Below are 21,744 nucleotides of genomic sequence, written 5' to 3' on the forward strand. Positions count from 1 at the left end.
CCGCTGTGCCCGCGCTTTCAGGCTGTGCGAGGACGAAAAACCACTCGTCTGATGAACGCGTTAATGATCTCGGCCGGGATGGGTTTTTGCCGCGCCGTTTGTGCGCATCCGCACTCTTCGGTTGGAGACGTCGATCAGGCCTTCGTCCTTCATTTTTTTCAGCTCCCGAAACAGCGACGGCCGCTGGACGCCCAGATGGTCGGCAAGCTCCTTTTTGCTGATCGGAAGGAGGATATCGGAGGATCCCTGGAGGATGCTCTGCTGCCTCAGGTAGTCCAGGATGTTTTCGCGAAGCGTCTTGTACGCGAGCATCGCGATTCTGCGGTTCATGCCCAGCGTGTTTTCCGATAGCGACCGGATGAAGTGTATGACGAAGTCGTGGCCGTGAAGCAGTTCGGAGACCGCGCTTTTTTGAATGTGGAGCAGCTCACAGGCAGTGACCGCGTAGATGTTCAAAGGATACGCGTTGCTCTCCCCGAACAGCAGATTGGCGCCGATGACCCCCTGCTCGTGAAACTCGAACATCGAGACCGCGGAACCGTTCTCGGAAAGGGAATATGCGGCCAGATTGCCGGACAGCACCACATCCAATGTGGAGCAAGGATCGCGCTGGCGGTGCACCGTCGCGCCCTTGGCGTATTTCCTGCTGAATATCCGATGGTCCGCCACGCACCGCCGGAGCGCTTCGGGATCTGAATTCGAAAACATTGCAATCCGCCGCAGGCTCTCGGGATCCATTGTATCACCCCCTGTCAATTGTATCAAAAGGAAACATCGGTGTCTATTCTTTTCCGGCGGCATGCGCTATGATGATGCAGGAGGAGCTTTGCGGCAAGTCCCCGATACCGAGCGCCGCGAGCGAGGCAAACCTATGAAAAAAACCTTACAGCTTGTTTTTCAGGCGGTGTTTCTTGCGCTCTTCGTATGCCTGACCCTGAGCGGGCGCGCGCAGGTATGGATGGGCGTGTTTGCCCTATCCATCCTCGCCGCGTTCCTGTTGGGCCGCGTGTACTGCGGCTGGATCTGCCCGATCCATACCGTAATGCGGGGTATCGCGTGGATCAAAAAGAAGCTGCGGATTCCAAGCGCCCGGATTCCGTCATGGATGACGAAGCCGTGGGTTCGCATGTTCGCCTTGGGGTTGTTTCTTGCCGCATTCGCCTTCACCATGGCGACCGGGAAGAAACTGCCGGTTCTCCCCGCGCTCTTTGCGTTGGGCGTCCTGCTGACGCTCGTGTTCCCCGAGGCGCTGTGGCACCGGCATCTGTGCCCCTATGGAACGATCCTTAGCCTTCCGGCCCGAAAGTCCGGGCGCGCGATGGTCATCGAATCCGCGCTGTGCAATGGCTGCGGTATGTGCCATCGCGTGTGTCCCGCAAAGGCGGTCGAAAAGCGTGAGCGCCATTATGAGATCCTCAAAAGCGAGTGCCTTGTATGCATGGCGTGTTCCGAGGCATGCAGGCAGGGGGCCATTGGCTACCAATCGACAGGTTTGCGCAATGCGGGCCGCTCTCTTGAGCCCCGCGAACAGAACCGGCTTACAGGAGGTTGACAGTGATGATCGAGAAGGCGTATGAGTTGGTCGCGACGGACGAAAAGTCCGTCAAGAGGGTGATCGGGGACGAGAACCTTCATTACATCCACATGGTGTTTCCCAAGGGAGAAGGGCTCCCCGAGCACTTCTCAAATTCCAATGTGTACATGACGGTGGTCCGCGGGCGGCTCTCGATCGGGCTGGACGACCAGGAAGTGCGCGCATATCCGGCGGGAACGGTGCTGAAAATTCCGTTTAAGACCAAGATGAACGTGAGAAACATCGACGACGCGGTTCTGGAACTGATCGTCGTCAAGGCGCCCGCCCCGGGGGATTGATGCCAAGCTCGGCCATGCCCGCGCGCATCAGGCGGCGTCTTTCCCTCGCCGCACCGTTGCGGTACCGAACCGCCGGGCGGCGTTAAGGGTTCCGCTCCGGCCAAACCCGAAGGCCTCGCGCCGAGGCTTTCGGGCTGGGCCGGAGCGGAAAACCCACTCGCCTGATGAACGCATGGATGGTTTCGGTCGGTATCAACCGCAGTTTCCACCCTTTTCCATCGCGTGCTCGTGGCAGACCTCGCCGCTTGATTGCAGTTCGCCCTTCAGGTATTGTTCAGCCGCCGTGCGCGCGTCTCCGGACGCCCCGACGACCACTTCGACGTTCCTCTCTTGAAAAATCTGCACCGCGCCGCCGCCCATGCCTCCCGCCAGGATGGTCGTCACGCCCATGTCCGCAAGGAAGTTGGGCAGAAAGCCCGGCTTGTGGCCCGGATTGGGAACGGATTGCTCCGAAGCGATGCGGCCGTCCCGCACCTCGTAGAGGTTGAAGTTCTCGCAATGTCCAAAATGCCCGCAGATGATCTTTCCGTTGCTCGGTACCGCGATTTTCATGGTTGTCCTCCTTCAAATATCGAATTCCAGTCCGGTGGATAAACGCAATACCCTGTCGCCCAGTCTTTCCCTCAGCAGGCGATACCCGCCCTCGCCGGTGCAATGGCCGGTGTAGTATACGGCGTCGGATGCCGAAAGCGCGTCCGCGACCCGGGCGGCGAACGCCGCGTCGCCGTCCGAGGCGTCCTCCTTCAGGCACAGGTGGAATCCTCCGATCACCGCGCGCGGTACTCTGCCCCGCAGCGCGCGGGCCGCTTCGATGATATCGGCGATCCCGTTGTGCGCGCAGCCGGTGAACAGCACATCCTCGCCGCTTTCCGTGACGATCAGGTTCTGCTCGTGGCAGAAGTCGTCGGGCGCATAACCGTCCGGCGCCTTTTTCAAAAGCGTCCGGTTGGCCGGAGAGCGAGCCCTTCCGCAGACGCCGGAGAAGAGCGCAATCTCGTCGTCCAACCTCAAAAAGAAACCTGTCTTTCGGATCCTCGGCTGTGTCTCGGACGCCCGGTCCAGCCCGATGTCCTCGATCCGGTCGCCCTCGCGCAGGGAGAAATGCGGCTCGAACGCACACTCGTGGGCGAATACTTTCGCGCGGCCGTTGTGTTCGAGGAACGCCGCGATGCCGCCGCCGTGATCGTAGTGCCCATGCGAAAGGACGGCCGTGTCCACGGCGCCGATGTCGGCGTTCATCCGTTCGGCGTTCTCGAGGAACAGATTGCTCTGGCCCATGTCGAAGAGCACCTTGTGCCTTTGGGTTTCGATGTAGAGGCTCAGCCCGTGTTCGCAGCGGTACTTAGGCGAAAGGCTGGTGTCCTCCACGAGCACCTTGACGTTCATTCCGCTTCCTCGCTTTCCCGGAGCAGCGCGGACACCCGCCCGTGCAGCGCTTCGATTGCCCGCGCGGCGCTTCCGCCGCGATCCACGACGTCGACACCCGCGTTCACCGCCTCCACGACGCTTCTGTCATACGGAACGCGCCCGACGAACGGGATTTTCGCCTTCCCGCAGAACGATTCGATCTCATCGGCGATGCGCTCGTTGACATCCGATTTGTTGACGCACACCGCGCACTTCACGCCCAGCCGGAAGGCGGTTTTCAGAACGCGCTCCATGTCGCTTACGCCGGAGAGCGTGGGTTCGGCGACGATCAATACCATATCCACGCCGCTGACCGATGCGATCACCGGGCAGCCGATGCCGGGCGAACCGTCGATCACCGCGAAGCGCCCGGCGGCTCCGGATTCCAAGAGCTTCTTCTTGACTACGGAAACCAGTTTCCCGGAATTCCCGCTGCCCATGCGAAGCGACGCGGTCGAGAAGAACCGACCGTCACCGCGATATGCGACCAGACGGCCGGTGATCGCCGGCTGCATCGAAATCGCGCGCGATTCGCAGACGGCCTCGCACAACGCGCATCCCTCGCAGGCCGCCGGATCGATGCGGTAGCGCCCATCTTCCAAGCGCGAGATTGCGTCAAAACGGCACAGCGACATGCACAGGCCGCATCGGTCGCATTGGCCTTCGTCGATTTGCGCCTTGGGCAGTCCATAATAATCCTCCTCCGCCTTTTCGGGCGGGATTTGAATCGATAGATGCAGGTTGGGGGCGTCGACGTCGCAGTCGGCAAACCGCTTCGCGTCCGAGAGATGGATCAGCGCGCTGGCGATGGTGGTCTTGCCCGTGCCGCCTTTGCCGCTGAGCACGAGGAGCTGTTTCATACGCGATCCGCCTCCTTCGTGAGCCGGTTGAGAAGATTCCCAAACAGCGCCTTGGCCCAGGGCAGCCTTGTCGCGGCGGGAACGCCCACCGAACTCAACCGGCCCAATTCCGAATCAAAGGGGATGCGCGCGGCGATTGGAATTTTACGCTCCCGGCAGTACGCCTCGGAAGGATTGTCGATGCCCTCCATGCATTTGTTCATAACCGCCACGCGCGGCTTGTGGAACTCCCCGCACAGTTCGTCCACCATCTGTAGGTTGTGTACCCCATATCGCGTGGGTTCGGCCACGAGCACGCACAGGTCGGCTTCGCGGACGCATTCCATCACCGCGCACGCCGCGCCGGGCGGACAGTCGATGAGGGCGAGCGGGGCATTCGCGCCGATGCCCGCCAGAAGTTCGCGGATGATCGGGACGCCGCTCACTTCGCCCGGATTCAGCATGCCGGTCAACACGTCGATCTCGCCGGAGAAGCCGCGCTCGATGACCCCGATTGCGCGGGGGCGCTCCGCGATCGCCCCGGCGGGGCAGAGATGGGCGCATCCTCCGCAGGCGTGGCAGACCGGCTGCGTCAAAAGCGGCTTTCCGTTCACGAACGCCAGCGCGCCGAAGCGGCAGAACCGGACGCATACCCGGCAGCCCAGGCATTTTTCCGGATCGATCACCGGCACGAAAACCGTTACTTCGCAACGGGCCGGGGACGCCGGTTCCAGGAACAGGTGCCCGTTGGGCTCCTCCACGTCGCAATCCGCGTACAGGCACCGCCGCGCCGCGCGCGCCAGATTGACGGCGACCAGCGTCTTGCCCGTTCCGCCCTTTCCGCTCAGGAAGGCGATCTTCATTCATCTTCCTCCGTGGTGAAACCCCGGATGGATTTGCGTCAGCGGCTCAAGCGATCCCGAAAGCAGGGCGTCGACATTTGCCTGCGCGCCGTCGAACGCCGGGACGTACAGTTTGACGCCGGCGGCCTTCAGCACATTCGCCGCGTTTTCTCCGAGGCGCGGCGCGACGAGCGCATCGGCCTTTGCGTCCATCACGGCTTGCGCCGCCCGGATTCCCGCGCCGCTTTCGCTGCGGGCGGCCGCGTTTTCAAGGATCGACTTGCCGCCGCTCTGGGTGTCCGCCACCCAGAAGTAGGGGGCCCGCCCGAAGGACGGGCAGACGGTCGTCCTGTCTTCGTTGACTGGAATTGCAATGATCATGATACTCCTCCTTTGGTGAGATGGGTTCGGTTATCAGCTAGCGCGCGAAGCCGAACGTTTTCTCCAAATGGCTGAATAGCGGATCCAGCCAGTTCCCGTCAAAAAGCTCAATGGCGCCTTTGTCGCAGGCCGCCGCAAGCTTCGGCTCGATGGGCACGCGCGCGACGGATGGGATGCCGTGCCTTTCGGCGATGGCATCCGCGTGGCTTTCGCCGAAGGGCGTCAGTTTTTTGCCGCAGTCGGGGCAGATCATGTAGCTCATGTTCTCGACAAGCCCCAGCACGGGGATGTTCATCATGCCCGCCATTTTGACCGCCTTCTCGACGATCATGCCCACCAGTTCCTGCGGCGAGGCGACCACGACCACCCCGTCCACCGGCAGCGACTGAAAGACCGTCAGCGGCACGTCGCCCGTTCCCGGCGGCATGTCGACAAACATGAAGTCCACGTCTCCCCAGACCACTTCCGTCCAGAACTGCTTGACGGTGCCCGCGATGATCGGGCCGCGCCAGACCACCGGATCGGTATCGTGTTCCAGGAGCAGGTTCAGCGACATGACCTCGATGCCGGTCTTGGTGCCAACCGGGAACAGGCCCACCTCGGAACCTTCGGCCCGTTGGGAAAGCCCGAATGCCCTCGGCATGGATGGCCCGGTGACGTCCGCGTCCAGGACGGCGACCTTGTAGGCGGCGCGCCGCGCCAGCACGGCCAGCATGGAGGCGACCAGGCTCTTTCCGACGCCGCCCTTTCCGCTGACGACGGCAACGACCTTCTTGACATGGGACAGTTCGTTGGCTTTCGCTCGAAAATCCGTCTGCTGTTCGGTTCTGTCGGAGCAGCTTTCGCCACAGGATGCGCAATCGTTCGTGCATTCGCTCATTTTGGTTCATCTCCGTCTTAATACTTACCTATGTCAAGTCCGGCAGAGTCCTGCGCCTGCCGTTCCCGGCGCATTTACGAGTCCGATCCGCTAAACAGCCTGCCCCGGCGATGCCGCTGACAGCCGCCGCAGCGGCAGGTCTCCTCGAGCCCTCCGCACAGGAGATAATCGCCGCCTTCAATCCTGAGCGTCTTTCCATGCACCAGGGCTTCCGCCAGCTTTTTGCGGGCATCGCTGTAGATGCGCTGGACGGTCGTCCGGGCGACGTTCATTTGATCGGCGCACTCCTCCTGCGTAAAGTTCTCCAGATCGATCAGGCGGATCGTTTCGTATTCGTCCACGGACATCGCGACAAAAGGCTCCCGTTCAGTTTGCGCGTTCAGCGGACCGAACAGGTTGCTTCTGGGCAGACAGCAGACTTTGCGCATTTTCATCGGTCTTGGCATACTCATCCTCCTGTCGGGGGGAATCGCTTTGTGGGTTCGGTCGGTGTGGCGTGCGGGAAAGGGGCAAAGCCCCTTCCGCATGCCCGTCCAGACTTCTACGGTTCATCAAGCTGCTTGTTGACGAAATCGAGTCGATCCTCCAGCAGCTTTTTGTGTTCGGAAAGGGCCTCTTTCCGCGTTAGGGAGCCGTACCGGTCGGAAGGAACGTATCCTCCGAATCCCCGGCCGCATCCACGGCCTCCCCTCCGGCCCAGGCCCAGACCCGCGCCTCGCCCCGCACCGTAGCCCGGGGCGCCGCCCGAACAGACGCCAAAGCCCCTGCCCGTCATGAGGCCCGCGCCGACGGGCCCGGTTCCATCTCTTCCAGGCATGTTCGCACCTCCTTTGATTTAGGCATATGCCCGTTTCAAACCCTATTATATCCGGATTTGGGCATATGTCAAGAACTATTTGAAAAAGAGCCGGGGAAATTTTGCGTGAAAGGCGAGGGCCATCGGCGTGGCCCCGCATGCGAGCCTCGGCGGGCTGCCCGGCGCGGGTGCGGTGAGAACAGGGCTTGGCGCGAACGGCGGCATCCTGATCTCGAGCGCGAGGCATAGCCCGCGCACAGGCGCACTAGGTAACCGCCGATCAAATCCCACGCGCGGTGGCGGTTGCATTTTCGCCAGCTCGGGCCCGCAGAATCCTCGACGTAGCGCTGCTACGCCTTCGGATTTTGCAAGCCCAATCCGGCGAAAATTCCCCTCGCCATCGCACGCGTGCTTTAATCAGCGCTTACCTAGGTAACCGCTGATCAAATCCCACGCGCGGTGGCGGTTGCATTTTCGCCAGCTCGGGCCCGCAGAATCCTCGACGTAGCGCTGCTACGCCTTCGGATTTTGCAAGCCCAATCCGGCAAAAATTCCCCTCGCCATCGCACGCGTGCTTTAATCAGCGCTTACCTAGGCCTCAACGCCGGAATTCCGGCACATTTCAATAAACTCCCTCGCCAGGCTGGTCAGGAGTTTGTTTTTGTGATAGATGATGTGAAACCCTCGATCAAAATGCAGCTGCGCAACCTTCAACTCCACGATGGAACCCTTTTTCAGTTTGTCTTGTACGAGCATATAGGGCAGGACTGAAACGCCCAGTCCGTTACGAACCGCATGAACCAACGCCTCGGTACTGGTGCTTTCCCAGGATGGCGTATAGGTGCGTTCAAAGGACGCCATGACGTGGTCGAACAGTTCCCGGGTGCCGCTTCCGCTCTCACGCAGCAGCAATGGCTGGGATAGAAGTTGCTCGATCGTGATCGTTTCCTCTTCGCATAGAGCACAGGAAGGAGCGCATATGACGGCAAGCCTGTCTTTCATAAAGATATGGTCGATAATACTATCTGAATGAACGACGCCTTCTATGAGGGCAAGGTCAAGCTCGCTTTGCAGGATTTTTTTCTCGATCAGATCGGAACTGCTGATATGGACTTCAATATTTGATTCGGGATGGCTTTTGTGGAAGGCGCGCACATACCGCGGCATCAGGCGGGTGCCGATGGTGATCGAAGCGCCGATTCTCAGTTTTCCGGAGCGCTCCCATTGGCGTATGTTATTCTCCATATCGCCCAAAAGCGAGACGATATGGGCTGCGTATTCAAGCAGTTTCCTGCCCGCGTCGGTAAGGTAGAGCCGCCTGGATATGCGGTCAAAGAGCTTTACGTCGTAGTATTCCTCCAGCTCTTTCACGGCAAGGCTGACCGCGGGTTGCGCGATATGCAGCTTTTGCGCCGCTTTTGTAATGCTGTCTTCTTCGCAGACCGTCACGAAGATGTTCAAATGCCGCAAGGTCAATGTGATCGCCGCTTTCATATATAATGAAAATCATATGGACATAATAGCATTATATTATTTTACTTATGACGTGTCAAGGAGTATACTGGAAGTGTTCCAGGGGTGACCTACGGATTTCCGGCGGCCGGGGCTGCCCTTGAAGCGTGCTTCCCGGCGCTCGGCTTAAGGCATTTGGAAAAGCTGTGATTATCATTGCTCCGAAGGCTGAGAATAAACCCGCAGGGAATCGCGCCGTCGATGCGCCGGGACTGGCTGCAAAACGAATGATGACGGGATTGACGACAAATCTGGAGGATAGGATGGGCAAAAACAAATTCATCAAATATTGGGTGCTGTTCATCACGTTTCTGAAGGCAAGCGCGTTTACTTTTGGAGGGGGCCTTGCCATCATCACGCTCATTGAGCGGGATATGGTGGAGAAACATCGGCTGTTGAGCAAGGACGAATTCATGGAGTATGCCACGCTTTCACAAACCATGCCCGGCGTAATCGCGCTGAATTGTGCGACGCTCGTCGGCCGCCATGCGGCGGGCATGTTCGGGATGCTGGCGGCGGGCTTTGGGGCGATCCTTCCGACGCTTGTCCTGATGGTTGCGGCCACGGTTCTTGCGGAAATGATCCCGCAGCAGGGCCCGCTGATGGGCGCCATGCGCGGGATCCGCGCGGCATCCGCCGCTCTGGTGGTTTCGGCCGCCATTTCGCTGGGCAAATACAATATCAAAGCCGCCTTTTCCATTATTCTGATGATCGCCGCCTTCCTGCTCGCCGTGCTGGGGAGCCTCGGTGCGCCGACGATTGTCGTTCTGTCCGGCGCGGCCGGATGCGTGTATCAGCGCGTCAGGCGGCATCGGGAAAGGAGGCGAGGGGATGCTTCTTGAATGCTTCAGGCTATTCTACACGTTTTTGAAGCTGGGTTTTTTGAGCTTTGGCGGCGGCTACGCGATGCTCCCCATGGTTATATCGGAAGCGCAATCTTTTTCCATCAGCGCCGCGCAGATTGCCGATCTGTACGCATTGGACATGGTGGTCCCGGGGCCTATCTCGATCAACGCGGCCACCTATGCAGGATATCTGCACCAGGGACTCTTGGGGGCTGTTGCCGCGACTCTGGGGGTGTCTCTGCCATCCTTTATCATGACCGTCGTCCTGATGCGCCTGTTTGCGCATTATAAGGACGATGATTGGCTGACGGATATTCTGTCCGGCATCAAGCCCGCAACGGTGGGTTTGATCGCGGCCGCGGCGGTTGCGATCGCGTCCGAAGTGCTCACGAACCCGGGGAAGAATATCGGAGATGTGTTTGCAAATCCAATCGGCGCGTTGTCGTTGGCATGCGTGGCCATTTTCGTGCTGGCCGCGGCGCTCAATATACGTTTTAAAACCAACCCGATTTTGCTGACGGTGCTGGCGGGAATCGCCGGGGCAATCGTGATGGCGTGAATGGAGATGCCATTCAAACCGCAATGCAGGATCATCACACCGCTGCCAATGTCCCCGGTAACCGCCGGTTGATTCCGACGGCGTCTGGCGGGCGCAAGAGCCTCCGCCAGACGCCGTCCGAACCAATCAGCGCTTTTCCAGGTATCCGACGATATGCATACCGATCAGCAGCCCATCCGCCCGTTCCAGGGACACGCGGACATTGTACTTGGTCGTATCCAGCTGCGTGTTGCCGATCGGACAGATTTCCTGAATCCTGCCCTCGCGCTCGGCGTCCGGGTAGGCGTCAATTTTCAGTTTCACATACTGTCCGACGCGCACATGCGCAATGTCCAGCTCGTCGATTTCAAGCGTGGCCTCCAATTTGTCGGCGGGAAACAGCGTCATCAATGCCTGTCCCTGCGCGACGGTCTGACCCGGGCTAACGAGGATTCTTTCGATCAGGGAGTCCTGCAAAAACGGCACCCGGGGGGCCCCTGCCTGGTGGTCGTATCTGGCGGCGGCGCCGTCCATCAGAAACAGGGGCTGGCCGCGCGCCACCGAGTCGCCCTCCTTCACCAGCACGGCGGCCACAACGCCCGTACCCGTCGCCGCCAGCGCCTCGGGGCGTTTCACTTCGCCCTTGCCAACCAATTCACTGTTCTTATAGGTCGTGCCGGTGCCGAGATAGATTTTTACCGTATCCTCCAACTCGAAATCGCCCTCATGCATCTCCAGGACGAAATCTTCTCCATTCACGGATATGACCGTGCCTTCGCCCTCATTTTCATCGCCGTCATTTCCCGCGTACACGCGGAGCACGTCTCCGCTGCGGATATCGCGGTTTTCGGGTTTATTGTATGCGGAGGAGCCCGAAGCGTCTACATGCCATATCCCCTGCCGCTCCACATAGCACAGCGCTCCGTATTGCGACTGCACCGCGTCCGCATGATCGCCCACCCGTGCGCTCAGGCCGGTGATGACGCCGTCGTTCGCGGCGCAAATCCGCATGGGGAGAATCTCCAGCGCAACCTCGCCCGCCGCCGCCTGGTCGCCGGCCTTCCAGGCGAAGTCCGCCAACTGGCCGCCCATCGGCGCGAGCAGGGTGATTGTCTCCAACGGGGTAATCATCCCTTTGCCCGATATGGCCCGCGGCTGCTCCTCGGCCATCGCCGCGCCCGCTGCGGAAAGCACAAAAACCATGACAAGCACAGATGCGACCACCTTGCGATATTCCTTTTTCGCGTTCATCGTACAACTCCTCCCTAATCTACGCTTTTCAGCGCCTCCACCATATTGATCGTCCTGAATTTGCGGCCGAGGATCCAGTTCACAACCAATGAGAAGCCAATGGTCAACAGCGCGATGAGGGCAATGCTTGAAGGCCCAACGTGCTGCGGGAATTGGAAAGGGCTGGGCAGGGCGACCTCTGTGACCAGGTCTTGCAGGTAGTAGCCTGCCGCCAGACCAAACGGAAGCCCGATGCAGGTGAGGATGATGTTTTCGCGCAATACGAGCTTTTTCATCTCTCCGGGCAGAAAACCCAACACCTTGAGCGCCGCCAGTTCCCGGATGCGTTCCGAGTAGTTCAGTTGGCCCAGATTGTAGTAAACGACCAACGCCAGGCTGCCGGAAAAGGCAATCAGCAGCAGCACCACCATGTTGAGCGTCTGAAGCAGCGTATTGCTGTCGCGGTGCTCCTGCGCGCGCGTTTGCACCCTGATTACGCCATCCATGTCGCCCGCGCGCTCCAGATCCATCGCATCGCCTTTCAGCAGCACGGCGGTGGGCGTCCAGGGCAGAAAATCGAGTTTTCGCCATGCCTCGCGCGAAAAATACAGCCCCTGGTCCATCTCAAGGTCGATAATCCGTGTTACAACCGTTTCGGTGTCGTTTTTGCCATTTGTGTGCAGCCGCAGCGTATCTCCATGATGCAGGCCGTACTCGTCGGCGACTGCGCGAGTGATGGCCACACCGTTTGCAGGGGGTTCGATCCTTTGTCCCGATTCATCCCGGAAATCGATCAACCGCTGATTGTTCTCAAGCACAAACACCTGCTTTGCCTTCCAGTCGCCATCCAGGAACACGTCGAGTGCGGTCACCATCTCTTCTTCGTAGCCGGCGGCGCCCGCGCGGTTGGCGACGCTTTTTGCGTACCCCTCCGGCGCGCCGCTTATCAGCGTCGCCCGAGCGCCGTATAGGAGGACATTGGTGTAGTAATTTTGCGTTGCGTGTTCCATCGTATCCCGAAGACCGAAGCCGACCAGCATCAAGGCAGTGCACCCAATGGTGCCGATCAGCCCCATAAAGAGCCTGACGCGGCTGCGCAGCATGTTGCGCGCGATCATCTTGCCACTAAAACCCAGGCGGTTCCACAGAAAGGGGAAGCGTTCCAGGAAGATTCTTTTGGCCTTCTTCGGCGGCTTGGGGCGCAACAGGTTTGCGGGCACTTCGATCAATGCGTTCCGGGCGCTCAACAGGCCCGCGCCGCCGGTAATGAACATCAGACCAAGCGCGGCGATAACCATCGTCCAGATATGCAGAGAAGGCGCGGCGCCCGGCATATAGTAGATGGTCTGCAGAAAGGACAGGGTCAGCGGGGAAAAGCCATACCGCGCGACCGCGATGCCGCCCAGCGCGCCGGCCAGCGCGATAAACACGCCGTATTCGGCGTAGTGCATCAAGAGCGTTCGGCGTCCGTAACCAAGGGCAAACAGGGAACCGATCTGCGTGCGCTGATTTTCCACCAGCCGTCCCATCGTGGTCCAGGTAATCAGCGCCGCGACGAGGAAAAACAGCAGGGGGACAACCAGGCCGAGGGCATGCAATTTGTCAACCTGTTCCGCGGAGTTCTTTACGGCCGTCTTGTCCGCTCTCAGGATTACGGTCGTCTGCTTTTCGTCCAACTCGTTCCTCATCATGCGCACGACATCCGAGGCGTTTGCGTTCGGCTTTAATGTCAGGGTGATTTCCGAGTAGGGCAGAAACCCGAGCGTCCCCGGCGACACGAAGGCGTACCCATAGGATTTGGCAGGCGTATAGGACTCTCCGCTTTTGTTGAGCATGACGAACTCCGGAAGGATCCCAAGGCCTGAGATCGTAAGGTCCAGCTTCCTCCCGCCGGCTATGACCGTTAGCACATCGCCCACGGCCAGATGGTGCGCTTCGGCAAACCGCTGCTGCAGCATGCATTGATCCCTTTTCCCGGGTACGGAGCCCTCGTAAACCACGGGCTTGTTGACGATCGGCGCGCCGTCGCTCATCAGCAGTTTGATCGTGGGATCGCCCGGCAGGCCGTCCGTCTCGGCCTCTGTGGCCGCGCGCTGCTGGGCTGACTCGACGCCGTCGATCAGGGCGATCTTTCGCGCGGAATTGTCGCTGATCTGCCCGCCCACCCAGATATCGGCCAGGTTCCCGCCCCCGAACTGTGCCTGAAGATTTTGCTCCATTCCCCTCCAGGTGGCGTCGAATCCCATGAATAAGGCTGTGGAGAGAAGACAGATGAGCATGATCGCAATGAAGGACTTCCAACCGATCTTGACATCTCGGTACATCTTCGCTCTGAGCGGGTTAGCCGGCCGTCTCGCCTTTACCATAAGATATCCTCCATTTTGGCGGGCCGGTCGTTGCTCGTGATCTCTTGCACCGCTCCGTTTTTCATGCGGATCACCCGCTGCGCGGCCGGCACGATCGCGGCGTTGTGCGTGATGATGATGACGGTCTTTCCCATGTCGCTGCCCATGTCCTGCAGCAGCTTCAGCACCATCCGGCCCGTATTGGAATCCAGCGCTCCGGTGGGCTCGTCGCACAAGAGCAATGCCGGATTCTTGCACAGGGCGCGCGCGATGGCCACCCGCTGCTGCTCGCCGCCGGATAACTGCGCCGGAAAGTTGTTCATCCTATCCTGGAGGCCGACGCGCTCGAGCATCTCCTTCGGGTCCAACGGGTCCTTGCATACCTGAACGGCCAGCTCCACATTCTCGAGCGCTGTGAGGCCGGGCATGAGGTTGTAAAACTGAAACACGAATCCCACATCATACCGCCTGTATAAGGTGAGCTGCTTGTCGCTGAGCGGCACAATGTTTCGGTCCCGCACCAGAATCTCGCCGCCCGTTGCGTGATCCATTCCGCCCAGGAGGTTGAGCAGTGTCGTTTTCCCTGCTCCGCTGGGGCCCAGGATAACCGCAAGCTCTCCCCATTGAATGGTGAAGCTGATGCGATCCACCGCTCGGATTACGACGTCCCCGATTTGGTATTCCTTGCACACGTCCTTTAGGACAATATCACTCATCAAAACCAGCCTCCCGTCGAATCTGTCCAGGGAATTGACAGTACCGCATGGCTCAGAGTATAATATCCATGCGTCGGCATTGCAACCGACTGTTGATGCGCAAACGGCATTGAAATCAACAGATCCCGGTTTTCGGTTGATCTCGCGTCACTGACGGCCGGTATTTACGAAATCTTTTGAGAACGGAGGATGGCCATGAGCGAGAACCAGCGGGTTCGGCTATCGAAACAGCTGCTCAAAGACAGCTTAATCCGGCTTCTGCACGAGAAGAGCATCCACAACATCTCTGTGCGGGAGATCTGCGAGCATGCTCAGATCAACCGTACCACCTTTTACAAATACTACGGCAGCCCATATGACCTTCTCGAGTGCATTGAGAACGAATTGCTGGCGAATATTGATGGCTACCTGGGCCAGTCGGGCAACGACGATTACCATAGCCGGTTGCAAAAAGTATTGTCGTATGCGATGGACAACATAGAACTCTGCCGGCTTTTATTCAACAACAATGTGGATCCGGAATTTCCGGGGAGGTTAATCAGCCTGCCGCGCATTCAAGAGATGCTGTCCCAACAGCTAATCGGCAGACACAGCGAAGATGAAGTGAAGTACATCTCCTGTTTTATCGTAAATGGGGGGTTCGGCATCATGAGGCGATGGATCAACGCGGAGAATCCGGAATCGCCCAAGAGCATTGCGTCGTTGATTGACGGGATCTTTACAGCGCTGTTTTCGAGTATTCAGCACGATGCCATTTCAAGAACGTGCTGATTACCCCCAAAGTTATATGGCGCGCCGCACAGGCTGCGCCGGGGCGAAAACCCACTTGCCTATGAACGCGTTCGCGATTTCGATGGGTATGAGCGGATGCTGCGGGCATGAGCGCCGCCCCGCCCGCTTCAATGCACAACGACGCCCGTGCGTCGTATGACGGACGGGCGTCGACCGGCTATTCTGTTTTGGAACGCTAAGCCTCCTCAATTGATATCAGCTTGCTTCGCCCTGAAAACATCATGATCCCTCAACTGGGGATTGGCGTCTGGATGGCCGATGTACCATGCGCATTCTTGTCAACCAGCAATGCTCACAATTCAAGGTCCAGTCCGTGGATTGATTCAGCAGCTATGTACAAGGGCGAAGCAAGCACCGGGTCGTATAACCGATTCGTTATTGTCCAATGGTATCGCCCTCCCCCGAGCCATGTGCTCCGTATCGACTCCACCTTCTAGGCTCATCTGTATCATAGCATATCGTCCCACGGGCGTCAACACGCCGAATGCACAAAAATAACGCTGTGTTATCATGCGCTTGTTGAGATTATCCCCGAGGATGGACGATTGCCGATATTTGCCTTGAATTCGGACAAAAAAATGCCACACTTTTGACCTATTATAGATCTGTTAGGGCTAAGAAAGGGTGGTTCCCATCACCAATACCCCAAAGAGGCGCGCGCCGCGCCCGGGCGACGCGTGGGCGCGGGTCCGAAAACTCATGTCCTCCGCCGGGTTGCTGCTGCGCAGCGGTTCGGTCGCGCAGCGCACCTGCCACGTGATCGAGGACAAGAAGCTGGTCTACATGGTCATGTACAAGGCGGCCTGCTCGTCGATCATGGCCAGCCTGTACGCGCTCGCGCCCGAGGCGCACTACCTGCGCATCCACCACACGGTGGGCAGGCCGGAAAACGCGGTGCTGGGCATCGGCTACGGCGAGTACCCTGAGCATTACAAATTCACATTCGTGCGCAACCCGCTCGAACGGCTGGTGTCCTGCTACGAGAACAAGTACCACGCCGATAAGAAGCTGCTGGCGTCGGGCGGCATGCGTCGGCTGTACTTCGACCGCTACCTGCTCGGTTACCTGCGCAGGGACGACGGCTTCCGCGCGTTTGCGCGCAAGGTGGCGCACATCCCCGACCGGCTGGCCGACCGCCACTTCGTGTCGCAGAGCTTCCTGACGCACGACTGGAAGGGGCGGCCGCTGCTCGACTTCGTGGGCCGGTTCGAGGATCTGCCCGAGGCCTACGAACCCATCCGCGCGCGGTTCGACCTCGCGCCGCTCGCCCACTACAATGTGACCGACAAGGGCAACTGGATGGACTACTATGACCCCGACACCGCGCGCCTGCTCATTCGCCGCTACCGGCGCGACATCGACCGGTTCGGCTACCGCGCCGAAGCCGACCGCCTGATCGCCTACCTCGAGAAACGGGGCTGATCCCGCCGCATCCGGCATCCGCGCTTGGCTTCCCGCGGCGGTTTCCACCGGCGCGGACGGGATGATGCCCGCTTGCGCAAGGCCCGACTGAAGCGCCATGGCGTCGCGCCCGCTATGCCTCGGCCGGCTCCAGCCAGCACACGGTGTCGCTTGAGATGGAGAAACCCATCGCCTCGTGCAGTTTGCGCGAGGCGGTGTTTTCGACGGTGAATTGCGAGAAGGGCGTGAGCCCCCGATCCATCAGCAGCGCGCACAGATGGGCGATCAGCCCCGTGGCGACGCCCATTCGCCGGAAGGCGGGCAGCACCTCCAGCATGCCCATGGAGCCCTCCTCGTGCAGGCCGATGAAGCCCGCCAGCGCGCCGTCGCCGAACGCGCCGAACATCTCCCCGGCCAGCAGCCGGCCCTTGATGTATGCGGCCCCAATGTCATGGGAATACAGTGCTTGAACGTCATCCAGCATATCCGGCGTCAATGCCTCGATGCGAAACGGCGTCTGCGGCACGGCCGGCGGCGCTGGGTGAAGCCACGCCGCCTGATGGCAGCGCAGGATGGGGCGCAGTCCGAACCTGTGCGCCGCGTCCTCCAGGAGGTATTCCTGATGGACGGTCATGAGGCGCGCCGCTTCGATCTGGGCCAGAAATTCCGCCGCGTACCGCGGGGCCTCGACCGTGAGCATGTGCGCCCCGCTTTCCTTTTCCAGCAACAGCACGCCGTGCGCATCTGCCGCCAGCACCTCCGCCGAACCGCGTCGGATCGTCTGGAGCATGTCCATGTGGTGCAGCGGGTTTTGCTCAAGGTATGCAAGCGCGGGCCCTTCATAAAGCCTCGGCATGTGTGCTTCCCTCGCATGTCTGCAAATTGCCCATACGCATTATAGCTGCCTGCGGAGCAAAAGACAAGCGGCGCTACGACAGCGCCCGCATCACCTCGGGAAACGGCGCGACCGCGCGCTGCAAGATGCCGTGCATCTGCGCGATAACGACGCCGTAGTTGGTGATGGGTACGGAGCACCCGAGGCAATACCGGATGCGCGAGCGCATCTCCCGCTCGTTCAGCATGCAGCCGCCGCAGTGGACGACGAGCGCGTATTCGGACAGGTCGTCCGGGAATTCCCCGCCCGAAGTAAACGCGAAGCGCAGGTCTTTTCCCGTATACCGGCGAATCCAGCCCGGCAGCTTGACCGTGCCGATGTCTTCGCACTGGCGATGGTGGGTGCAGCCCTCCGAGATCAGCACCGCGTCGCCGTCCCGCAATGTGTCCAGCCGCCCGGCGCCGCGCGCCGCCTCCGCGAGGTCGCCCTTGTAGCGGGCGAACAGGATCGAAAACGAGGTCAGCGGGATGTCGGCCGGCGTTTCGCGATCGACCTGTTCGAAGGCCTGCGAATCGGTGATGACCAGCCGCGGCTTCTTGCCCAGCGCGGCGAGCGTCCGCCCGAACTCCGCTTCGCGGGTGACGACCGAGATCGCCCCGGCCTCGAGGATGTCGCGGATCGTCTGCTGCTGCGGCAAAATGAGGCGTCCCCTGGGCGCGGCCGAATCGATCGGCACGACCAGCACCACGAAGTCGCCCGGTGCCAGCAGGTCGGCCACGATGCGCCTGTCGTTTTCTGCGGTGCGGGCGAGCCGGGCGAGCCTCTCCTTGAGTTCGCCGATGTTCGCGCCGGTTTTTGCGCTTATGTAGATTTCATCGTTCCCGGCCGGCGGCGTCCCGCCGAGCAGGTCGGCCTTGTTGTAGGCGGTGATGTGGGGGATGCCCCCGGCCTCGAACCGCTCGATCAGCGCCCGGTCCGCCGGCTGCACGCCGCGCGCGCCGTCGATCACCAGCACGGCTACGTCGGTTCGGTCGAGCGCGCGCAGCGCGCGCTCGACGCGCATGCCGCCGAGCTCGCCCTCATCGTCGATGCCGGGGGTATCGATGATGACGACCGGGCCGAGGGGCGGCATCTCCATCGCCTTTTGCACCGGGTCGGTGGTCGTGCCCGAGACCGCCGAGACGAGCGACAGGTTCTGACCCGTCACCGCGTTGACGACGCTCGACTTGCCCGCGTTGCGCAGGCCGAAGAAGCCGATGTGCACCCGCTCGGCCGATACCGGCTCGTTTCTTGCCATGTGAATCCCGCCCTCTCAGAATCGGAAATCGCGGCGGCCCGACGCCTTGATGTCCTCGATGTTCTGTTCCGCCACACGCAGCACCTTTTCGTTCGGAATTTTCGCAAGCTCCCGCTCGATCAGTTCGAACCCGATCCGCCGCGTCTGTTCGCCCGCGTAGTCGGTGAGGTATTCGGTCAGCGTCATCAGCGCGTTGGGATGGCAGCAGTTGAGGATCTGCCCATTCTTACACAGCGCCATGAAGCGGTCGCCGGTCCTGCCCTCGCGGTAGCAGGCGGTGCAGAACGAGGGGATGTGCCGCTGCTCCATCAGCCAGCGCACCACCTCGTCCAATGTGCGCTGATCCGACACGTCGAACTGTTCGGTGTCGCGCGGGCGCATCTCCTCCGCATAGCCGCCCACCGAGGTGCGCGAGCCGCCGCTGACCTGCGAGATGCCGAGGCGCAGCACCCGCTCGCGCACGGCCTGGCTCTCGCGGGTGGAGACGATCATGCCCGTGTACGGCACGGCGATGCGGATGCAGGCGATGAGCTTCTCGAACAGCGCGTCGCCCAGGCTGTTGTCGAAGGCATCGGGGTCGATGCCGTCGGCGCGCTTGATCCTGGGCACGCTGATCGTGTGCGGGCCCACGCCGTGCGCCGCCTCGAGGTGCTCCGCGTGCATGAGCAGCCCGGCGAATTCGTATTGATAGCCCTCGAGCCCGAACAGCACGCCCAGCCCCACGTCGTCGATGCCGCCCTGCATCGCGCGGTCCATCGCCTCGGTGTGGTAGTCGTAGTCGTGCTTGGGGCCGGTGGGGTGCAGCTGCAAGTAGCTCTGCTTGCGGTAGGTCTCCTGAAACAGGATGTAGGTGCCGATGCCGGCGTCGCGCAATCTCCGGTAATTCTCCACCGTGGTCGCGGCGATGTTGACGTTCACCCGGCGGATCGCGCCGTTCTTGTGCTTGACGGAGTAGATGGTGTCGATGCATTCGAGGATGTATTCGATCGGGCTGTTGACCGGGTCCTCACCGGACTCGATCGCCAGCCGCTTGTGCCCCATGTCCTGCAGCGCGACCACCTCGCGGCGCACGTCCTCCTGCGTGAGCTTCACGCGCGGGATGTGCCTGTTCTGCGCGTGATACGGGCAGTACACGCAGCCGTTGACGCAGTAATTCGACAGGTACAGCGGGGCGAACATCACGATGCGGTTGCCGTAGAACGCGAGCTTGATCTCCTCGGCCAGCCGGTACATCTCGGCGACCTTCTCCGGGATGTCGCAGGCCAGCAGCACCGACGCCTCGCGGTGCGTGAGCCCCGCGCAGTGGACGCCGCTTGCGGTTTTCTTCGGGCGCGCCTTTTCAAGCAGGCTGTCGATCAACGGGATATTGCGCTTGTTCTGCTGCGCATAGCGGATGGTCTCGAGGATTTCGCCGTCGTTTATGAACTCCTCCGCCTTCATGGAATTTGGGTTGTAGACTGCCATGTTCTCATGCTTCCTTTCTTTGGGTCAGAATGCTCTTTCCCTTCAGATTTGCCTTGCGACATCGCCCCGCGCGGTGACGATCTCGTAGCCGATCGCCGCCATGGATTGCTTCAGATGCTCGAGGCCCTGCGCCGATTCCGCGCCGGTCGATAGCTTATTATCGTAGAGCGCGTACTTGCCGCGCTCGGACGGCGGCGAGAGGTTCGGCATGACCACGTTCGCGCCCGCGCGGATGCCCGCTTCGCGCCCGCCTTCGGCGATCGTGCCGAGCGCGGTCGTGGCGGGCAGCAGCACAAACGGCACGATCAGGCGGACGATGGACAAGAGGTAGGTCGTCAGCTCCGCCGTCCCCGCCCGCATACCCCGAAACGGCGTGTCCTTCTGCGGGATAAAAGGGCCGATGCCGCACATGTCGGGCGCGAATGCCTCGATGAACTTCAAGTCCTTCGCGAGCGTCTCCGGCGTCTGGTAGGGCGAGCCGACCATGAAGCCGCAGCCCACCTGGAAGCCGAGCTCGCGCAGGTCATAAAGGCAGCGCATCCTCTCGCCAAAGGACATCCCCGGCGGGTGCAGCTTTTCGTAGTGCGCCACATCCGCCGTCTCGTGCCGCAGCAGGTACCGGTCGGCCCCGGCGCCGCGCATCAGCGCGTAGTCCGCGCGCGCGTATTCGCCGAGCGACAGCGTGACCGCGCAGTCGGGGTATCGCGCCTTGATCGCTTCGACGATGCCCGCGACCTCGCGCGCCGGATAGACGCCCTCCCCGCCCTGCAGCACGAAGGTGCGAAATCCAAGCGGATACCCCTGCGCGCAGCATTCGAGAATCTGTTCCTTCGTCAGGCGATAGCGCTCGCAGCGCGCGTTGGAGCGGCGAATGCCGCAGTAGTAGCAGTCGTTGCGGCAGGCATTGCCGATCTCGATCAGCCCGCGGATGAACACGGCATTGCCGTAGACCGCGCGCCGCACGCGGTCGGCCCTCTGCGCGAGGTACGCCGCCGCCTCGTCCGTGCGCAGCCGGATCAATTGCCCGTATTCGCCGAGCGTCAGCGAGCGCCCCCGCTCCAGCCGGTCGGCGCACTGCTTGAGCGCGTCAGTCATCGCCGCCCACATGGGAATAAGCGGTCTTCACGCTCACCCCGTCGATGTTCCCGATCTTGCCGGCCAGCGCGGAAATCGCGTTTTGCGGGGCGTCGAGCGCGAGGGAGATGATGTGGATGCCCCGCGCCCGATACGGCAGCCCCATTCGTCCGATGATGTACGCGCCGTATTCGTGCAGCAGCGCGTTGAGCCGCTCGACCGACTCCGCCTGCTCCACAATGACCCCCATGACCGCCACCCTTGTCGACATAGAAACACCCCTTCCAAAACAATAACGGCCGCTCCCCGATGAGGGTGCAGCCGTTCCATAGCAAACAACATGGAAAAAGCCGCCCCTTTCATGCAGAATCCGAGCGATCGGAAACTTGGTGTCAGGAGAGCAGATGCGCGTTCACCATATGCAGTATAACACGCGCCGCCCGGTATTTCAACCGTTTTTTGCGTTTCGGCTCCGCCTCAGCCGGGCCCCTGCGGCTCCTTTGTGGCGAATGACAGAAGCAATGCTGCGCAAGGCGAGAGAGAAGCGGCCGGATCGGGCCGTTCCATTGCTTGGGCGGCCCGATTTTGTGATGAATTTCGTGATGAATGCGCTGGGAATCTTCCTGATTTTGCGCGCTTAAAAGTAGGCTCTAAACTATTCGTAGGGGTAAAGCCAGA

General features: G+C 60.8%; 24 protein-coding genes. 6 read left to right on the forward strand and 18 right to left on the reverse strand.

What is annotated here, in order from left to right; translation table 11 throughout:
- Window positions 1-60: 60 nt before the first annotated feature.
- The gene (locus ACH6CV_RS15195) at window positions 61-738 is read right to left on the reverse strand and encodes a Crp/Fnr family transcriptional regulator (protein ID WP_456359062.1); all 678 of its coding nucleotides are present in this window, start codon (window positions 736-738) and stop codon (window positions 61-63) included.
- A 133-nt stretch (window positions 739-871) separates the two neighbouring features.
- Between ACH6CV_RS15195 and ACH6CV_RS15200 the strand changes: the two genes are divergently transcribed.
- The gene (locus ACH6CV_RS15200) at window positions 872-1,552 is read left to right on the forward strand and encodes a 4Fe-4S binding protein (protein WP_456359063.1); all 681 of its coding nucleotides are present in this window, start codon (window positions 872-874) and stop codon (window positions 1,550-1,552) included.
- Between the two features lie 5 nt (window positions 1,553-1,557).
- Window positions 1,558-1,872 carry a cupin domain-containing protein gene (locus ACH6CV_RS15205; RefSeq protein ID WP_456359064.1) on the forward strand — a complete coding sequence of 105 codons (315 nt, stop codon included), beginning with the start codon at window positions 1,558-1,560 and terminating at the stop codon, window positions 1,870-1,872.
- Window positions 1,873-2,064: 192 nt separating this feature from the next.
- On the opposite strand, the gene ACH6CV_RS15210 is transcribed toward ACH6CV_RS15205, so the two are convergent.
- The 9 genes from ACH6CV_RS15210 to ACH6CV_RS15250 all read right to left on the reverse strand — a co-directional run bounded on the left by ACH6CV_RS15210 (window position 2,065) and on the right by ACH6CV_RS15250 (window position 8,511).
- A complete protein-coding gene (locus ACH6CV_RS15210; protein ID WP_456359065.1) occupies window positions 2,065-2,424 on the reverse strand; it encodes a NifB/NifX family molybdenum-iron cluster-binding protein in 360 nt (119 codons plus the stop codon).
- Between the two features lie 12 nt (window positions 2,425-2,436).
- Window positions 2,437-3,258 (reverse strand): MBL fold metallo-hydrolase, encoded by an 822-nt coding sequence (locus tag ACH6CV_RS15215; protein WP_456359066.1) that lies wholly within the window; start codon window positions 3,256-3,258, stop codon window positions 2,437-2,439.
- Entirely contained in the window at window positions 3,255-4,139 is an 885-nt protein-coding gene (locus ACH6CV_RS15220) for an ATP-binding protein (protein WP_456359067.1), read from the reverse strand. The genes ACH6CV_RS15215 and ACH6CV_RS15220 overlap by 4 nt, the downstream gene beginning before the upstream one ends.
- Window positions 4,136-4,981: a nucleotide-binding protein gene (locus ACH6CV_RS15225; RefSeq protein ID WP_456359068.1), complete on the reverse strand. Its 846-nt coding sequence runs from the start codon at window positions 4,979-4,981 to the stop codon at window positions 4,136-4,138. Before ACH6CV_RS15225 ends, ACH6CV_RS15220 begins: the two co-directional genes overlap by 4 nt.
- Window positions 4,982-5,341, reverse strand: a complete 360-nt coding sequence (locus tag ACH6CV_RS15230; RefSeq protein ID WP_456359069.1) for a NifB/NifX family molybdenum-iron cluster-binding protein — start codon at window positions 5,339-5,341, stop codon at window positions 4,982-4,984.
- A gap of 37 nt (window positions 5,342-5,378) precedes the next feature.
- Window positions 5,379-6,221: a P-loop NTPase gene (locus tag ACH6CV_RS15235; protein ID WP_456359070.1), complete on the reverse strand. Its 843-nt coding sequence runs from the start codon at window positions 6,219-6,221 to the stop codon at window positions 5,379-5,381.
- Window positions 6,222-6,295: 74 nt separating this feature from the next.
- A complete protein-coding gene (locus ACH6CV_RS15240; RefSeq protein WP_456359071.1) occupies window positions 6,296-6,667 on the reverse strand; it encodes a DUF134 domain-containing protein in 372 nt (123 codons plus the stop codon).
- 95 nt (window positions 6,668-6,762) lie between these two features.
- A complete protein-coding gene (locus ACH6CV_RS15245) occupies window positions 6,763-7,038 on the reverse strand; it encodes a DUF5320 domain-containing protein (protein WP_456359072.1) in 276 nt (91 codons plus the stop codon).
- A gap of 570 nt (window positions 7,039-7,608) precedes the next feature.
- Window positions 7,609-8,511 carry a LysR family transcriptional regulator gene (locus ACH6CV_RS15250; RefSeq protein WP_456359073.1) on the reverse strand — a complete coding sequence of 301 codons (903 nt, stop codon included), beginning with the start codon at window positions 8,509-8,511 and terminating at the stop codon, window positions 7,609-7,611.
- A 281-nt stretch (window positions 8,512-8,792) separates the two neighbouring features.
- Between ACH6CV_RS15250 and ACH6CV_RS15255 the strand changes: the two genes are divergently transcribed.
- Window positions 8,793-9,371: a chromate transporter gene (locus tag ACH6CV_RS15255; protein WP_456359074.1), complete on the forward strand. Its 579-nt coding sequence runs from the start codon at window positions 8,793-8,795 to the stop codon at window positions 9,369-9,371.
- Window positions 9,361-9,933, forward strand: coding sequence for a chromate transporter (locus ACH6CV_RS15260; RefSeq protein WP_456359075.1), 573 nt, complete (start codon window positions 9,361-9,363; stop codon window positions 9,931-9,933). Before ACH6CV_RS15255 ends, ACH6CV_RS15260 begins: the two co-directional genes overlap by 11 nt.
- Window positions 9,934-10,059: 126 nt before the next feature.
- Here the strand turns inward: ACH6CV_RS15260 and ACH6CV_RS15265 are convergent, their stop codons facing one another.
- The 3 genes from ACH6CV_RS15265 to ACH6CV_RS15275 all read right to left on the reverse strand — a co-directional run bounded on the left by ACH6CV_RS15265 (window position 10,060) and on the right by ACH6CV_RS15275 (window position 14,203).
- Window positions 10,060-11,163, reverse strand: a complete 1,104-nt coding sequence (locus ACH6CV_RS15265) for an HlyD family efflux transporter periplasmic adaptor subunit (RefSeq protein ID WP_456359076.1) — start codon at window positions 11,161-11,163, stop codon at window positions 10,060-10,062.
- A 14-nt stretch (window positions 11,164-11,177) separates the two neighbouring features.
- Complete coding sequence (locus tag ACH6CV_RS15270) at window positions 11,178-13,361, reverse strand: ABC transporter permease (protein ID WP_456359077.1); 2,184 nt, start codon at window positions 13,359-13,361, stop codon at window positions 11,178-11,180.
- A 140-nt stretch (window positions 13,362-13,501) separates the two neighbouring features.
- Complete coding sequence (locus ACH6CV_RS15275) at window positions 13,502-14,203, reverse strand: ABC transporter ATP-binding protein (protein WP_456359078.1); 702 nt, start codon at window positions 14,201-14,203, stop codon at window positions 13,502-13,504.
- 195 nt (window positions 14,204-14,398) lie between these two features.
- On the opposite strand from ACH6CV_RS15275, the gene ACH6CV_RS15280 reads away from it, so the two are divergent.
- Together ACH6CV_RS15280 and ACH6CV_RS15285 are read left to right on the forward strand one after the other, a co-directional pair.
- Complete coding sequence (locus tag ACH6CV_RS15280; protein WP_456359079.1) at window positions 14,399-14,974, forward strand: TetR/AcrR family transcriptional regulator; 576 nt, start codon at window positions 14,399-14,401, stop codon at window positions 14,972-14,974.
- A 645-nt stretch (window positions 14,975-15,619) separates the two neighbouring features.
- The gene (locus tag ACH6CV_RS15285) at window positions 15,620-16,417 is read left to right on the forward strand and encodes a sulfotransferase family 2 domain-containing protein (RefSeq protein ID WP_456359080.1); all 798 of its coding nucleotides are present in this window, start codon (window positions 15,620-15,622) and stop codon (window positions 16,415-16,417) included.
- A 112-nt stretch (window positions 16,418-16,529) separates the two neighbouring features.
- On the opposite strand, the gene ACH6CV_RS15290 is transcribed toward ACH6CV_RS15285, so the two are convergent.
- The 5 genes from ACH6CV_RS15290 to ACH6CV_RS15310 all read right to left on the reverse strand — a co-directional run bounded on the left by ACH6CV_RS15290 (window position 16,530) and on the right by ACH6CV_RS15310 (window position 21,337).
- Complete coding sequence (locus tag ACH6CV_RS15290; protein ID WP_456359081.1) at window positions 16,530-17,252, reverse strand: GNAT family N-acetyltransferase; 723 nt, start codon at window positions 17,250-17,252, stop codon at window positions 16,530-16,532.
- A gap of 73 nt (window positions 17,253-17,325) precedes the next feature.
- The gene (gene hydF, locus ACH6CV_RS15295; RefSeq protein WP_456359082.1) at window positions 17,326-18,528 is read right to left on the reverse strand and encodes a [FeFe] hydrogenase H-cluster maturation GTPase HydF; all 1,203 of its coding nucleotides are present in this window, start codon (window positions 18,526-18,528) and stop codon (window positions 17,326-17,328) included.
- Window positions 18,529-18,543: 15 nt separating this feature from the next.
- Complete coding sequence (hydG, locus tag ACH6CV_RS15300) at window positions 18,544-19,992, reverse strand: [FeFe] hydrogenase H-cluster radical SAM maturase HydG (protein ID WP_456359083.1); 1,449 nt, start codon at window positions 19,990-19,992, stop codon at window positions 18,544-18,546.
- 42 nt (window positions 19,993-20,034) lie between these two features.
- Complete coding sequence (gene hydE / locus ACH6CV_RS15305) at window positions 20,035-21,087, reverse strand: [FeFe] hydrogenase H-cluster radical SAM maturase HydE (RefSeq protein WP_456359084.1); 1,053 nt, start codon at window positions 21,085-21,087, stop codon at window positions 20,035-20,037.
- Complete coding sequence (locus ACH6CV_RS15310) at window positions 21,080-21,337, reverse strand: TM1266 family iron-only hydrogenase system putative regulator (RefSeq protein ID WP_456359085.1); 258 nt, start codon at window positions 21,335-21,337, stop codon at window positions 21,080-21,082. The genes hydE and ACH6CV_RS15310 overlap by 8 nt, the downstream gene beginning before the upstream one ends.
- Between the last annotated feature and the right edge of the window lie 407 nt (window positions 21,338-21,744).

It is taken from the genome of Anaerozeibacter quisquiliarum, assembly GCF_051162045.1.
In the GTDB taxonomy this organism is placed as follows: Bacteria; Bacillota; Clostridia; order Christensenellales; family Aristaeellaceae; genus Anaerozeibacter; species Anaerozeibacter quisquiliarum.

Excerpts from the sequence above, each read along its gene's own strand:
- ACH6CV_RS15195 (WP_456359062.1), bottom strand. The coding sequence starts at position 738 with ATGGATCCCGAGAGCCTGCGGCGGATTGCAATGTTTTCGAATTCAGAT.
- ACH6CV_RS15200 (WP_456359063.1), top strand. The coding sequence starts at position 872 with ATGAAAAAAACCTTACAGCTTGTTTTTCAGGCGGTGTTTCTTGCGCTC.
- ACH6CV_RS15310 (WP_456359085.1), bottom strand. The coding sequence starts at position 21,337 with ATGTCGACAAGGGTGGCGGTCATGGGGGTCATTGTGGAGCAGGCGGAG.
- ACH6CV_RS15250 (WP_456359073.1), bottom strand. The coding sequence starts at position 8,511 with ATGAAAGCGGCGATCACATTGACCTTGCGGCATTTGAACATCTTCGTG.
- ACH6CV_RS15275 (WP_456359078.1), bottom strand. The coding sequence starts at position 14,203 with ATGAGTGATATTGTCCTAAAGGACGTGTGCAAGGAATACCAAATCGGG.
- ACH6CV_RS15220 (WP_456359067.1), bottom strand. The coding sequence starts at position 4,139 with ATGAAACAGCTCCTCGTGCTCAGCGGCAAAGGCGGCACGGGCAAGACC.
- hydF (WP_456359082.1), bottom strand. The coding sequence starts at position 18,528 with ATGGCAAGAAACGAGCCGGTATCGGCCGAGCGGGTGCACATCGGCTTC.
- ACH6CV_RS15245 (WP_456359072.1), bottom strand. The coding sequence starts at position 7,038 with ATGCCTGGAAGAGATGGAACCGGGCCCGTCGGCGCGGGCCTCATGACG.
- ACH6CV_RS15210 (WP_456359065.1), bottom strand. The coding sequence starts at position 2,424 with ATGAAAATCGCGGTACCGAGCAACGGAAAGATCATCTGCGGGCATTTT.
- ACH6CV_RS15240 (WP_456359071.1), bottom strand. The coding sequence starts at position 6,667 with ATGCCAAGACCGATGAAAATGCGCAAAGTCTGCTGTCTGCCCAGAAGC.
- ACH6CV_RS15225 (WP_456359068.1), bottom strand. The coding sequence starts at position 4,981 with ATGAAGATCGCCTTCCTGAGCGGAAAGGGCGGAACGGGCAAGACGCTG.
- hydG (WP_456359083.1), bottom strand. The coding sequence starts at position 19,992 with ATGGCAGTCTACAACCCAAATTCCATGAAGGCGGAGGAGTTCATAAAC.
- ACH6CV_RS15230 (WP_456359069.1), bottom strand. The coding sequence starts at position 5,341 with ATGATCATTGCAATTCCAGTCAACGAAGACAGGACGACCGTCTGCCCG.
- ACH6CV_RS15215 (WP_456359066.1), bottom strand. The coding sequence starts at position 3,258 with ATGAACGTCAAGGTGCTCGTGGAGGACACCAGCCTTTCGCCTAAGTAC.
- ACH6CV_RS15290 (WP_456359081.1), bottom strand. The coding sequence starts at position 17,252 with ATGCCGAGGCTTTATGAAGGGCCCGCGCTTGCATACCTTGAGCAAAAC.
- ACH6CV_RS15205 (WP_456359064.1), top strand. The coding sequence starts at position 1,558 with ATGATCGAGAAGGCGTATGAGTTGGTCGCGACGGACGAAAAGTCCGTC.
- hydE (WP_456359084.1), bottom strand. The coding sequence starts at position 21,087 with ATGACTGACGCGCTCAAGCAGTGCGCCGACCGGCTGGAGCGGGGGCGC.
- ACH6CV_RS15270 (WP_456359077.1), bottom strand. The coding sequence starts at position 13,361 with ATGGAGCAAAATCTTCAGGCACAGTTCGGGGGCGGGAACCTGGCCGAT.
- ACH6CV_RS15265 (WP_456359076.1), bottom strand. The coding sequence starts at position 11,163 with ATGAACGCGAAAAAGGAATATCGCAAGGTGGTCGCATCTGTGCTTGTC.
- ACH6CV_RS15255 (WP_456359074.1), top strand. The coding sequence starts at position 8,793 with ATGGGCAAAAACAAATTCATCAAATATTGGGTGCTGTTCATCACGTTT.
- ACH6CV_RS15280 (WP_456359079.1), top strand. The coding sequence starts at position 14,399 with ATGAGCGAGAACCAGCGGGTTCGGCTATCGAAACAGCTGCTCAAAGAC.
- ACH6CV_RS15235 (WP_456359070.1), bottom strand. The coding sequence starts at position 6,221 with ATGAGCGAATGCACGAACGATTGCGCATCCTGTGGCGAAAGCTGCTCC.
- ACH6CV_RS15260 (WP_456359075.1), top strand. The coding sequence starts at position 9,361 with ATGCTTCTTGAATGCTTCAGGCTATTCTACACGTTTTTGAAGCTGGGT.